The organism is Prevotella sp. khp7, assembly GCF_900109055.1.
Classification (GTDB): Bacteria; Bacteroidota; Bacteroidia; order Bacteroidales; family Bacteroidaceae; genus Prevotella.
Genome location: NZ_FOIV01000001.1, coordinates 395,256 through 407,087 on the forward strand (window position 1 = coordinate 395,256; position 11,832 = coordinate 407,087).

Consider the following 11,832-nt stretch of genomic DNA (forward strand, 5'->3'; position numbering starts at 1 on the left):
TTTCCGAAATATGCAAGTTTTTATACTAAAAAATACATGTTAAACAAAAAAGCCGTTCTACAGGAGAACGGCTATATAAATACAACAATAAAAAATTAGCTGAGTTTGTGGATCACCAAGCCTGAACGGAGTTTCGGCTCGAACCATGTAGCCTTGGGAGGCATAATCTTACCACTGTCGGCAATATCCATAATCTGTTGCATAGATACGGGATAAAGCGCCAAAGCAGCACGCATCTCGCCAGAGTCTACACGACGCTTCAACTCACCGAGTCCGCGAAGTCCACCAACGAAGTCAATACGCTGAGATGAACGCAAATCGCCGATATTCAGAATCTCATCGAGAATCAGACGACTCGAGATATCAACATCAAGCACACCAATAGGATCGTTGTTATCGTAAGTACCCTGTTTAGCCTTAAGACTATACCAGTGCTCATCAAGATAGAGTGAGAATTCATGCAACTGCTGTGGCTTATAAATCTCAGTTCCTTTATCCTCAACCTCAAAGTTCACCTGAAGGGCAGCCAAGAACTCCTCAGACGACATCCCATTGAGGTCTTTAACAACACGGTTGTAATCAAGAATCGTAAGCTGTGAAGCCTGGAAACAAACAGCCATGAAGTAGTTATATTCCTCGGTGCCATTGTGGTTGGGGTTCTGCTTCTGCTTTTCTGCTCCGACAAGAGCAGCAGCAGCCGAACGATGATGACCATCGGCAATATAGAGTGACGGCATCTTAGCAAACTCATCGGTGATGGTCTGCATATCTTTATCATCACTGATAACCCAGAACTGATGGCGGAAACCGTCAATAGGGGCTATGAAATCATACTCGGGCTCAGTAGCGGCATAACGCATGATGAGCTGATCGAGGGTTGCATTGTCGGGATAGGCAAAGAATACAGGCTCGATGTTGGCATTATTCACACGAACATGCTTCATACGGTCTTCCTCCTTATCACGGCGGGTAAGCTCGTGCTTCTTGATATTGCCCTTCATGTAATCGTCTACATAGGCACCAACCACCAGTCCGTACTGAGTCTTACCGTTCATAGTCTGCGCATAAATATAATAATGATCGCGCGTATCCTGAACCAGCCAGCCCTTGTCTTGGAACTTCTGGAAGTTCTCTGCTGCCTTCTCATAGACTCTGGGATCATACTCCGAGGTTCCTACTGGAAAATCAATCTCGGGTTTGATGATGTGATATAAACTAAGTTCATTATCACCAGCCTCTGCCCTCGCTTCTTCTGAATCAAGCACATCATAAGGACGGCTTTCTACCTTCTCCACCAAGTCCTTTGGCGGACGAATACCTTTAAATGGTTTAATTGTTGCCATATTGATTATAAGTAATGTATAATTTCAGTGGTGCAAAATTACGCAAAATCTTCGGATTTTCAAAATCTTTCTGTAGATATTTATCTTTAAACTTGGCTACCTCAGAAAATAGCAGTAAATTTGCCGGCAGAATTATAAACCAAAACAACATGAAGAAAATATTTACTCCTATCCTAGGGCTGCTCCTGACGTTCTGCACACAGATTCAGGCAGCCGAGTTTGAAACTGCAAAAAACGCCGTCAAGAATATGGGCGTGGGTTGGAATCTGGGTAATACTCTTGATGCCCACGACATGTCGAAGACATGGAGCAGCACAAGTCAGCACGAGACTTGCTGGGGACAACCCGTAACGAAACCTGAGTTGATGAAAATGATGAAAGAGGCAGGCTTCGGCGCCATCCGTGTCCCCGTGACCTGGTATCAGGAAATGGACAGCAACGGGAAAGTGAACGAAGCATGGATGAACCGCGTGAAGGAAGTGGTTGACTACGTGATAGACAACGGCATGTACTGTATACTGAACGTACATCACGATACCGGCGCCGATAGTAACACCTCCAAGTCGTGGCTGAAAGCTTCGAATAACAGCTACACCGCCAACAAGGAGAAATACGAATATCTATGGAAACAGATTGCCGAGACATTCAAGGATTACGACCAGAAATTGCTTTTTGAGGCTTACAACGAAATGCTTGATGAGAAAAGCAATTGGAACGAGCCTGCTGACAAGACGGATGGCTATAAGGCTATCAATGATTATGCCAAGAGTTTCGTAACCACTGTTCGTAATACAGGAGGCAATAATAAGGATCGTAACTTGGTGGTTAACACCTACTCTGCCAGCAGCACCGCCGACGCTATGAAGAATCTGGAGTTGCCCGAAAAAACAGGGCATATCATCTTCCAGCTGCACAGCTATCCTAACTGGAAGAGTGAAAGTAACGCAAAGAGTGAAATCGACAACCTGATTAGTAATATCAAATCGAATCTACTGAACAGAGCTCCTGTAATCATCGGAGAATATGCCACCTTTACCACATGGCCTGCGGACATCGATTATTATGCTACTGATCGTAAAGTAGCCCTCTATGCAATGGATTATATGGTCAAGAAAGCTAAGGAAGAAGGTATTGGCACTTTCTACTGGATGGGGCTCTCGGATGGTTTGAACCGTAATTTACCTGCCTTCAATCAGGCTGACCTTGCACAGACTCTTATCAAGGCATACTATGGTAGTACAGACGGTTATAAATATCCCACAGCCAACGACTTTCAGACCGTATATACGGTAAACTACAATAGTCAGTGGGGAGAATTGTTTCTCTATGGCGACTGGAACAGTACATCCACACTCAAATTAACCGAATATAAAGGAGTTCGCATAGAGATGGATAATGACTATTCCGGAAAGCTGCAAATCAAGGTTTACGGTGACAAAGATGGAAAGAATACCGATGGCAGTGATAAGTTCAAGGAGCAATACATCCCTCTAACTGCAGGCTCTAATACTTCGACACTCGACTTTGATGCCTCTGTACTAGGATCAACTGTACTGCGTATCACACTCCAGGCACTTGAAGGAACAGCACTGACAGCCAAGATGAATGACGCTAAGCTGATTAAGACCGATGGTACTGAGGTTTCCGGGGCTGTCTCTGTTGGTTGGGGATGTAGCGTTACCTCCGAGTCAACACCAAAAACTTCAGCTATCCAAAGCATTCACTTCAACGAATCCTATACTGATGGTGCCATCTATAATCTACAGGGCCAGCGCATTACCAAGCCTCAAAAAGGTATCTATATACAAAACGGCAAAAAGTTTATAGTTAAATAAAAAAGAATCCCTCTCCAAATCGGAGAGGGATTCTTTTTTCTATCTGATTTCAGAATTTATTTGTTCACCTGGAACTTGGTGTCGCCATCCTTGAAGAAAGCGTTGATCTGCTTGGCAGCAGCGATACCAGCGTTGATGTTGGCCTCGGCTGTCTGAGCACCCATCTTCTTAGGAGTTGAGAAGTAACGACCCTCGAACTTGGCGAACTCGTCGTTGGCATCAGGCATGATGTCGGTCACGAACTTCAGGTCCTCACGCTCAGCCATCAGCTTAATCAGCTCAGGCTCGTTGATAACCTCCTTACGGGCTGTGTTAACCAGCACACCACCCTTCTTCATCTTGCCAACCAGTGCAGCGTTGATGCTCTGCTTAGTCTCAGGAGTAGCAGGAATGTGGAGCGATACAACATCACAGGTCTCGAACAGAGCCTCCTGATTAGCTACAGCATGCACACCAGCAGCCTCGATAACCTCTGCTGGGCAGAAAGCATCGTATGCATAGACGTCCATACCGAAGCCCTTGGCGATGCGAGCTACGTTACGACCTACATTACCGAAAGCCAGGATACCCAGCTTCTTACCCAGCAGCTCGCTACCGCTCTTACCGTTGTAGAAACCACGAACGGCCATTACGAGCAGACCGAATACCAACTCGGCTACAGCGTTTGAGTTCTGACCAGGAGTGTTCTCGGCTACTACGTTGTGAGCTGTGGCAGCGGCGAGATCGATGTTGTCGTAACCAGCACCGGCACGAACCACGATCTTCAACTGCTTAGCAGCGTCGAGCACCTCAGCGTCAACCTTATCGCTACGGATAATCAGTGCGTCGGCATCAGCAACGGCTGCCAGGAACTGAGCCTTTTCTGTATATTTCTCGAGCAATACCAGCTCATTGCCGGCTGCCTCAATTTCTGCCTTAATACCATTAACAGCAGCAGCTGCAAATGGCTTCTCTGTTGCAACTAATACTTTCATAGTTATTTTTATTTTAATTTTGGCACGGATTACACGGATTCACACTGTTTTTTATTAATCCGTGTTAATCCGCGTAATCCGTGCCTAATTCTTAATTAATGATTAGCTTCGAACTCCTTCATGCAAGCTACGAGGGCGTTAACACCTTCGATAGTCTGGGCGTTGTAGCAAGATGCACGGAAACCACCAACTGAGCGGTGACCCTTAACACCTACCATACCCTTTGATACTGCGAAGTCGAGGAAGTCCTTCTCAAGTTCCTTGTACTCGTCGGCCATTACGAAGCAGATATTCATCAGCGAACGATCCTCGGCCTGAGCTGTACCCTTGAACATCTTGTTGCGGTCGATCTCACCGTAAACAATCTCGGCACGCTGCTGAGCCAACTTGTCCATAGCCTCTACACCACCCTGGGCCTTAATCCAGCGCAGATTCTCAAGAGCGCTGTAAATAGGAACTACAGGAGGAGTATTGAACATAGAACCCTTATCTACGTGTGTACGATAGTCGAGCATTGTTGGGATCTCACGTGGAGCCTTACCCAGTGCGTCGTCCTTAACAATCACGATAGTAACACCAGCCATAGCCAGGTTCTTCTGAGCACCAGCGTAGATAGCATCGTACTTAGCAACGTCGATAGGACGGCTGAAGATATCAGATGACATATCGGCAATCAGACGAACGGGAACGTCAAGGTCCTTACGAATCTCAGTACCATAGATAGTATTATTAGTTGTGATGTGCAGATAGTCAGCATCAGCGGGAACAGTCCAATCCTTAGGGATGAAGGTATAGTTGGCATCAGCTGAAGAAGCCACCTCTACTACCTCACCGAAAAGCTTTGCTTCCTTCATAGCTTTCTTAGCCCAAACACCAGTGTTCAGGTAAGCAGCCTTCTTAATCAGGAAGTTATAAGGAATCATACAGAACTCCAGACTGGCACCACCACCAAGGAAAATCACGGAGTAACCCTCGGGAACGTTAAGGAGTTCCTTTACGAGAGCTACAGCCTCGTCAACTACAGGCTGAAAGTCCTTTGCACGATGGCTGATCTCCATCAGTGAGAGACCTGAACCGTTGAAATCAAGACACTGTTGAGCGGTCTTCTCAATCACCTCGCGAGGAAGCATCGAGGGACCGGCGTTAAAGTTGTACTTCTTCATTTTGATTGTTATTTTAATAATGGTTTATATCCTTGCTTTTGAAAAACGCTGCGAAATTACACTTTTTATTTTAATCTACCAAATATTTGAGCAGAAATTCACGAAAATATTCTTTTTTCTTTCATATTGTCAAGTCTGCATATCAGATTTCTTCTTTTTCTGATTGCATAACCACCTATATATATTATAAAGACAGCGGCAAAGTTACTAAGATTTCCTCATATTTATGACTTTTTCCTTTATTGTTTTCTTGCTTTTTACTTTTTTTCGTAATTTTGCATTCGTTATGAATCAAAAAGAGCATCAAGTCATCATCAGTCTGGCCTCAAACTATAACCAAGAAGCCAACATGGTTGCAGCCAGAGAGCAGCTTAAACAGTTGCTTAAAGAGGTATGTTTTACCTCCTCCATCTGGACGGAGCCTATTCATTCTATCCGACAGGAACAATATCTCAATCAGCTCTGTAAAGCTAAAACTTCATTCAGTTTCAATCTATTAGAAGAGGTATTGAAAGAGGTTGAGAAACGATTAGGCAGAACACATAATGAGGATGGTATAGTGGCAATCGACCTTGATTTGTTAGCATATGACGATGAACGATATCACTTAAGAGATTGGGACAGAAATTATGTAAAGGATTTATTAAATGAATTATGAAAAAAATACTTATATTCAGCATATTACTATTACTATGCATTAGTACGAGAGCTCAGAAGTTTGATGATTGTTTTGAAGATCGCACATTGCGTTTGGATTACATTTTTGCGGGTGATGTAAATCAACAACAGATATACATAGACGAACTTGTGAGTCTACCCCATTGGCATGGACGCAGAGAAAGACTTTCCGAAGTGCCTCTCATTGGCAATGGCCAGATTATCGTCAAAGCAAAAGACAGCGGAAACGTAATCTATCGTCACTCTTTCTCTAGTCTGTTTCAGGAGTGGCTGGCTACCGATGAAGCCAAACACGTCCAGAAATCATTTGAAAACGTGTTTCTTATTCCCTACCCTAAGACTCCTGTAGAGATCACCATTGAAATATACGACTACCATGGGAAGATAATCAGCAGCATGCACCACACTGTAGATCCAAATGACATCCTCATACGCAAGGCAGGAGAGAAACCTGAAGCGGTGACACCATTTGAAACGCTGCAGCAGGCAGCTGACACCAATCACTGCATACATATTGCTTATGTAGCTGAAGGCTATACTGCTGATGAAATGGAGCATTTCCTAAACGATTGTAAGAAAGCATCAGAATCGCTATTCCGTCACGAGCCGTTCAAGGCTATGCAAGACCGCTTTAACATCGTGGCCGTAAAGTCGGTATCAGAAGAGAGCGGCACCAGCGAACCTTCTAAAGGTATATGGAAAAATACGGCACTGGCTTCTCACTTCAACACTTTCTATAGTGATCGCTATCTCACAACGCTGCACCTAAAACGTCTGCACGATATATTGGCAGGAACTCCCTACGAGCATATTATCATACTCGTAAATACAGATCATTATGGGGGCGGCGGTATATACAATTCATATAACCTCTGCTATACAGGCGGCAAGCACTTCCTGCCAGTTGTGGTACACGAGTTTGGTCATTCTTTTGGAGGACTAGGCGACGAATACGCCTATGGCAACGACGACCCGATGTATTTTGCAGACACAGAGCCCTGGGAGCCCAATCTGACGACGAAGGCACATTTCGTAGGTAAATGGGAAAACTTGGTAAAAGAAGGAAAAGCAGATCTTATAGAAGGTGGCGGCTATCTGACCAATGGCGTATGGCGTGGCTTCGAGAACTGCCGCATGCGTACTAATGAGGAACCGGAGTTCTGTCTTGTTTGTCAACAAGCCCTCACTCGTCTTATTAAGTTTTATACCGAATGATTTACGAAATTTCATCGATACACGACGAACGTCTCAAGTTGTTCACCTCGATGACTGAGGCGCAATTACGTAATCGCCTGAACCAGCAACAAGGTATCTTTATTGCAGAGAGTCCCAAAGTAATACGTGTAGCTTTGCAAGCCGGCTATCAGCCTATAGCATTACTTTGCGAGCGTCGTCATATTGATGGCGATGCAAAGGATATCATAGAGGACCACCCCGATATGCCTATCTACACAGGAAGCCGCGAGATGCTTTCTGAACTGACAGGCTATACACTGACTCGTGGCGTATTGTGCGCCATGAAACGCAAGCCAGAACTTGCGCTTGAAGAAATATTACGAGATACCCAACGTGTATGTGTCATTGATGCCGTCTGCGACACCACAAACATAGGAGCGATTTTCCGTTCCGCAGCAGCATTAGGCATCGATGCCGTGTTACTAACACGAAGTTCATGCGACCCTCTGAACCGCAGAGCAATACGTGTATCAATGGGAACGATATTCCTCGTTCCATGGACATGGCTTGATGATTATTCACAACTTCATGCTCTTGGATTCAAGACTGCTGCCATGGCACTTACTGATAACTCCATATCACTCGCCGATCCCATTCTGAAGCAACAGTCAAAATTAGCCATCATTATGGGAACCGAGGGCGACGGACTTCCATCCGAAACCATCAGAAATGCCAATTATACCGTCCGCATACCAATGTACCACCATGTCGACTCCCTCAACGTAGCCGCTGCCGCAGCCGTAGCTTTCTGGGAACTGGCTGGTGTACATAAATAATTACGAGCAATCCGTCTGTACTAGTGGGAAGATGGCGTCTGAAGGACTCGAAACAATAGCCTTCACAAAGCCACATAGGATATTTATCCTGGTTATTTGGGAAGTTCTGACACATAACGCATCTCCCTCAGAATACGAGCCTGGCGCTTGAGCATATAGGAAGAAGGAGACTTACTGGAGAACTTACGGGGATTGGGAAGAGTGGCTGCAATCAGGGCACACTGGGCCTTAGACAGGTTAAGAGCATCTGTATGGAAATGTTCCTCAGCCACAGCGTCAGCACCATAAATACCATCACCCGTCTCGATAGAATTCAAATAAACTTCCATGATACGTTGCTTAGACCAGAAGAGCTCAATCATAAACGTGAAATACACTTCGAAGCCTTTACGCACCCAAGAACGTCCAGGCCATAGAAAAACATTCTTAGCTGTTTGCTGTGAGATGGTTGAAGCACCCAACCTACGTTTTTCAGGATGTTCACGATTACGCTTGGCCGCGTGTTCAATGGCTTTATAGTCGAAACCGTGATGTGACAGGAAGTTTGCGTCTTCACTAGCCATGACTGCACGAGGAAGATTGGGAGAAATTTTCTCAAGGGGAACCCAATGATGAGATAGTTTCAACTCCTTGCCCTCCTTTACTTGTTCATAACAACGAATAAACATCAAAGGAGTGAAATAGACAGGGAGAAAACGAAGTGCCACCACCGCAAGGATTGTGGAAGCCAAAAAAGCTACCACAATCCAGCGTATGACGGCCCCAATTTTCTTTAGGATAATATGCATTGTTACTGAGCCTGCTGCTGAGCATCCTGAATCATCTGCTGAGAGGCATACATATAAACCTCTACACGACGATTCTGAGCCTGACCTTCCTTAGTAGAATTGTCGGCAACAGGATTCTGCTGCCCAAAGCCCTGTACACTCTTAATCTGAGTGGCGGGAACGCTCAAAGCCTGAAGGTATGAAGACACAGAAGTGGCACGGTCCAAAGACAGAGCCTGATTCTTCACTGCACTCTGCTCAGCGGTAGAGCCTTTCCAACCCTGATTGTCTGTATAGCCCTGGATGGCTACATCGCATTCACTGTTATTCTTCAGAACGGTAGCCAGCTGCTGAAGTGAAGCCTTTGAAGCAGAAGTCAAATCGCTCTTACCTGTAGCAAAGAGAATACCAGAATCGAAAGTCATCTTAACAGCCTCAAGTCCGTTGGCATCAGTAACCTCCTCTACCTGAGCATTCTGGATTGCCTCAGCCTCCTTCTTGGCCTTATCCATCTTCTTACCAATGATAGCACCAGCACCAGCACCTACGGCAGTACCGACAGCAGCACCAATGGCCGTGTTACCGGCAATAGCACCGACGATAGCGCCTAACGCAGCACCGCCACCAGCACCGATGGCCGTACCCTTAGCCGTATTACTCATGTTACACCCTGCTAGAACCAAAGTAGCACACAGTGCCACGCAAATTGACTTTAAACTTTTCATTTTTCTTTCAGTTTTTAATCGTTAAACGTTTATTTTGTTTGCAAAGATAGTAATTAATTTATTATAATGTATGCGAGTTTCATATTTTTTATGTAATTTTGCACACAAATTTGATAAATAGAAAAAAACAATGGCAAAAGAATTAAAAGAACTAACAAAAAGAGCTGATAATTACAGTCAGTGGTTTAACGACCTTGTAGTGAAAGCCGACCTTGCAGAGCAGAGTGCTGTTCGCGGCTGCATGGTAATTAAGCCCTATGGTTACGCCATCTGGGAGAAGATGCAGCAGCAGCTGGATAAGATGTTCAAGGAGACAGGTGCTCAGAACGCATACTTCCCTCTGCTCATTCCCAAATCGTTCTTGAGCCGTGAGGCTGAGCACGTAGAAGGCTTCGCCAAAGAGTGTGCTGTAGTAACCCACTATCGTCTTCGTGCCAAAGAGGACAAGAGCGGCGTTGAGGTTGATCCAACAGCTAAACTCGAAGAAGAGTTGATCGTACGTCCGACGTCAGAGACTATCATCTGGAATACGTATAAAAACTGGATCCACTCTTGGCGCGACCTGCCTTTGATGTGTAATCAGTGGTGTAACGTCATGCGTTGGGAGATGCGTACTCGTCCGTTCCTGCGCACCTCAGAATTCCTGTGGCAGGAAGGCCATACAGCTCACGCAACTCGCGAAGAGGCTGAGGCAGAAGCACAGAAAATGCTGAAGGTATATGCCAAGTTTGCAGAAGAGTGGATGGCTGTACCTGTGGTTCAAGGTGTGAAGAGTGAGACAGAGCGTTTCGCGGGTGCACTTGACACCTATACCATCGAGGCTATGATGCAAGACGGTAAGGCTCTTCAGAGTGGTACCTCTCATTTCTTGGGTCAGAACTTCGCAAAGGCTTTCGAGGTAACATACCTTAATAAGGATAATAAGCCAGAGTACGTATGGGCAACCTCTTGGGGAGTATCTACCCGACTGATTGGCGCCCTCATCATGACTCACTCTGATGACAACGGACTTGTTCTGCCTCCGAAGCTCGCTCCAATTCAGGTTGTTATCGTTCCTATCTCAAAGGGCGACGATCTCGTACATATCACAGAACGCCTGACTCCGGTTATCGAGGAACTTCGTAAGGCTGGTATCACCGTGAAGTATGATGATGCAGACAACAAACGTCCAGGCTTCAAGTTTGCCGACTACGAGTTAAAGGGCGTTCCCGTTCGTCTGGTTATGGGTGCTCGCGATTTGGAGAATGGCACTATTGAGGTTATGCGTCGTGACACTCTCGAAAAAGAAACCCGTCCAGTTGACGGTATCGTAGAATATGTAGAGCAGCTTTTGGAGGACATCCAGAAGAACATCTTCGAGAAGGCTAAGGCTTATCGTGATGCTCATATCTACGAGTGTGACAACTACGAGGAGTTCAAGGAGAAGGTAAAGGATGGTGGATTCTTCCTCTGCCATTGGGACGGTACTGCAGAGACCGAGGCAAAGATTAAGGAAGAGACTCAGGCCACTATCCGTTGTGTACCTTTTGGCGTAGAACAGACAGAGGGTATCGATATGGTAAGCGGAAAGCCTTCAAAGGCTCGTGTCATCATAGCAAGAAGTTATTAAGGAATGTTCGTATAATAACAAGTAAAAGGGGAACCTTCTCAGGTTCCCCTTTTTTTAACCATAAAATTCTACAAGTAATCACCTGTAACATTTTAATGGAGGTCGAACCGATACTTACCTCTCGATAAATATGATTCTTAAATTAACCTTAATAATCTAATACCATGAAAAACACAGTTGCAAAGATACGAATAATTCTTAACGTATGTACCAAAAAGATTACAAAAGTACCGATATTTTAACGTTTGTTCAGTACTTCGTCGTCTCTTTTTAGAATATTTTGCAAAGTGTGTTCATTAATTCTCTTCCCTTGTTCTTCACTTAACATTGGCTGATGCTGAAGCGGTAACCACTGAGGCGAATAATAGCGAATCTGGCTTTCGCCATAGATAGAATCAACCACAAAAGTCTCTATCATGACTACAACCTGCGTCATGCTGTCAACAGGCTGCTGCAAAGGCAAGAGCAACAGATCAAGCTTTGATGTCTCACTCATACGTATAGACAAACTGTCATCCGCCAACGAGGTCATCTCACTAGTGCCACCAAGTAAATTCTTGACTTCGGCCTTCATATTGGAATCAAGAAAGTCAATGAAGTCAAGTCGGTTGTTATGTGTAAGATAAGGCATCAGAGAATCAGGCATCTGCCTGAAGACATCACGCATTTTCATGTCTTGGGCAGATGCACTGCTAAGGGCCAGAAGCCAAAAGCTAAAAGCCATCA

The 11,832-nt window shown here is 45.1% G+C and carries 11 protein-coding genes; 5 read left to right on the plus strand and 6 right to left on the minus strand.

Features of this window, described 5'->3' with window-relative positions:
- Window positions 1–95 precede the first annotated feature (95 nt).
- Entirely contained in the window at window positions 96–1,343 is a 1,248-nt protein-coding gene (locus BMX82_RS01720; protein ID WP_091765502.1) for a DUF1015 domain-containing protein, read from the minus strand.
- A gap of 149 nt (window positions 1,344–1,492) precedes the next feature.
- Here BMX82_RS01720 and BMX82_RS01725 point away from each other — a divergent pair, with 149 nt between their 5' ends.
- A complete protein-coding gene (locus BMX82_RS01725; RefSeq protein WP_177171987.1) occupies window positions 1,493–3,178 on the plus strand; it encodes a glycoside hydrolase family 5 protein in 1,686 nt (561 codons plus the stop codon).
- A gap of 56 nt (window positions 3,179–3,234) precedes the next feature.
- Here BMX82_RS01725 and BMX82_RS01730 read toward each other — a convergent pair whose 3' ends face one another.
- Window positions 3,235–4,152, minus strand: a complete 918-nt coding sequence (locus BMX82_RS01730; RefSeq protein WP_091765509.1) for an NAD(P)-dependent oxidoreductase — start codon at window positions 4,150–4,152, stop codon at window positions 3,235–3,237.
- Between the two features lie 95 nt (window positions 4,153–4,247).
- Window positions 4,248–5,315 (minus strand): 3-phosphoserine/phosphohydroxythreonine transaminase, encoded by a 1,068-nt coding sequence (serC, locus tag BMX82_RS01735; RefSeq protein WP_036912535.1) that lies wholly within the window; start codon window positions 5,313–5,315, stop codon window positions 4,248–4,250.
- Window positions 5,316–5,601: 286 nt separating this feature from the next.
- Between serC and BMX82_RS01740 the strand changes: the two genes are divergently transcribed.
- Genes BMX82_RS01740 through BMX82_RS01750 form a run of 3 tightly spaced genes read left to right on the plus strand, consistent with a single transcriptional unit; the run spans window position 5,602 to window position 8,005 of the window.
- Window positions 5,602–5,973, plus strand: coding sequence for a 2-amino-4-hydroxy-6-hydroxymethyldihydropteridine diphosphokinase (locus tag BMX82_RS01740; protein WP_177171988.1), 372 nt, complete (start codon window positions 5,602–5,604; stop codon window positions 5,971–5,973).
- Window positions 5,970–7,208 (plus strand): M64 family metallopeptidase, encoded by a 1,239-nt coding sequence (locus tag BMX82_RS01745; RefSeq protein WP_091765515.1) that lies wholly within the window; start codon window positions 5,970–5,972, stop codon window positions 7,206–7,208. Before BMX82_RS01740 ends, BMX82_RS01745 begins: the two co-directional genes overlap by 4 nt.
- Window positions 7,205–8,005, plus strand: coding sequence for a TrmH family RNA methyltransferase (locus BMX82_RS01750; RefSeq protein ID WP_091765518.1), 801 nt, complete (start codon window positions 7,205–7,207; stop codon window positions 8,003–8,005). Before BMX82_RS01745 ends, BMX82_RS01750 begins: the two co-directional genes overlap by 4 nt.
- Before the next feature lie 92 nt (window positions 8,006–8,097).
- Here the strand turns inward: BMX82_RS01750 and mtgA are convergent, their stop codons facing one another.
- Both mtgA and BMX82_RS01760 read right to left on the minus strand, forming a co-directional pair.
- Complete coding sequence (mtgA, locus tag BMX82_RS01755; protein ID WP_091765521.1) at window positions 8,098–8,793, minus strand: monofunctional biosynthetic peptidoglycan transglycosylase; 696 nt, start codon at window positions 8,791–8,793, stop codon at window positions 8,098–8,100.
- Window positions 8,794–8,795: 2 nt separating this feature from the next.
- The gene (locus BMX82_RS01760) at window positions 8,796–9,497 is read right to left on the minus strand and encodes a YiaD family glycine zipper/OmpA-like lipoprotein (protein ID WP_091765524.1); all 702 of its coding nucleotides are present in this window, start codon (window positions 9,495–9,497) and stop codon (window positions 8,796–8,798) included.
- A gap of 130 nt (window positions 9,498–9,627) precedes the next feature.
- Here BMX82_RS01760 and proS point away from each other — a divergent pair, with 130 nt between their 5' ends.
- Window positions 9,628–11,106, plus strand: coding sequence for a proline--tRNA ligase (gene proS / locus BMX82_RS01765; protein WP_036912545.1), 1,479 nt, complete (start codon window positions 9,628–9,630; stop codon window positions 11,104–11,106).
- 238 nt (window positions 11,107–11,344) lie between these two features.
- Here proS and BMX82_RS01770 read toward each other — a convergent pair whose 3' ends face one another.
- A complete protein-coding gene (locus BMX82_RS01770) occupies window positions 11,345–11,830 on the minus strand; it encodes a DUF3256 family protein (protein ID WP_177171989.1) in 486 nt (161 codons plus the stop codon).
- Window positions 11,831–11,832: the final 2 nt, after the last annotated feature.

Coding starts and splice junctions, on each gene's coding strand:
- BMX82_RS01720 (WP_091765502.1), bottom strand. CDS start 1,343: ATGGCAACAATTAAACCATTTAAAGGTATTCGTCCGCCAAAGGACTTG.
- BMX82_RS01725 (WP_177171987.1), top strand. CDS start 1,493: ATGAAGAAAATATTTACTCCTATCCTAGGGCTGCTCCTGACGTTCTGC.
- BMX82_RS01730 (WP_091765509.1), bottom strand. CDS start 4,152: ATGAAAGTATTAGTTGCAACAGAGAAGCCATTTGCAGCTGCTGCTGTT.
- serC (WP_036912535.1), bottom strand. CDS start 5,315: ATGAAGAAGTACAACTTTAACGCCGGTCCCTCGATGCTTCCTCGCGAG.
- BMX82_RS01740 (WP_177171988.1), top strand. CDS start 5,602: ATGAATCAAAAAGAGCATCAAGTCATCATCAGTCTGGCCTCAAACTAT.
- BMX82_RS01745 (WP_091765515.1), top strand. CDS start 5,970: ATGAAAAAAATACTTATATTCAGCATATTACTATTACTATGCATTAGT.
- BMX82_RS01750 (WP_091765518.1), top strand. CDS start 7,205: ATGATTTACGAAATTTCATCGATACACGACGAACGTCTCAAGTTGTTC.
- mtgA (WP_091765521.1), bottom strand. CDS start 8,793: ATGCATATTATCCTAAAGAAAATTGGGGCCGTCATACGCTGGATTGTG.
- BMX82_RS01760 (WP_091765524.1), bottom strand. CDS start 9,497: ATGAAAAGTTTAAAGTCAATTTGCGTGGCACTGTGTGCTACTTTGGTT.
- proS (WP_036912545.1), top strand. CDS start 9,628: ATGGCAAAAGAATTAAAAGAACTAACAAAAAGAGCTGATAATTACAGT.
- BMX82_RS01770 (WP_177171989.1), bottom strand. CDS start 11,830: ATGGCTTTTAGCTTTTGGCTTCTGGCCCTTAGCAGTGCATCTGCCCAA.